The organism is Pseudomonas sp. 30_B, assembly GCF_017491605.1.
Taxonomy (GTDB): domain Bacteria; phylum Pseudomonadota; class Gammaproteobacteria; order Pseudomonadales; family Pseudomonadaceae; genus Pseudomonas.
The window spans coordinates 1-582 of sequence record NZ_JAFGYY010000119.1; the positions used below are offsets into that span (position 1 = coordinate 1).

General features: G+C 62.5%; 1 protein-coding gene. It reads left to right on the forward strand.

The window, feature by feature from the left end; translation table 11 throughout:
- Positions 1 to 96: 96 nt before the first annotated feature.
- A partial coding sequence (locus J5M67_RS27505) for a LysR family transcriptional regulator (protein WP_207888552.1) occupies positions 97 to 582 on the forward strand: 486 nt, incomplete at its 3' end.

Here is a 582-nt window from a genome sequence, read left to right on the forward strand (position 1 = left end):
GGTCCGACGAGCGTAGAACCGCGATCGATAATCGTCCAATACAGGATTTATCCAGTACGATAAACGCTATTTATCGATCGCCAGAATGGAGGCGCGATGGACCTCAAACAATTGCGCTACTTCGTCGCCGTCGCGGAAGAGCTGCATTTCGGCCGTTCGGCGAAACGGCTGTTCATCTCGCAGCCGGCCTTGAGCTTCGATATCCGCAAGTTCGAGGACGAGCGCGGCGTGCAACTGCTCGCTCGCACGAGCAAGTCGGTCGCGCTGACGAATGCGGGCGAAGTGCTGCTCGGCGAGGCGCGCCGCCGGCTGCTGCAGGCGCAGGAAGCGCAGCGTCTGACGATTCGATCGGCATCGGGGCTCGCGGGGCGGCTGAAGATCGGCTTCGTCAATTCGATGCTGTACCGCGGGCTGCCTTCGGCGGTACGGCGTTTCGAGGCGGACTATCCGAATGTCGAAGTCGTGCTGAAGGAGATGAACACGCACGAGCAGGCGCAAGCGATCCTGCGCGCGCAGATCGACGTCGGCTACGCGCACTGGGGCACGTTCCCGCCGGAGATCGCGGCCGACACGATCCTCTCC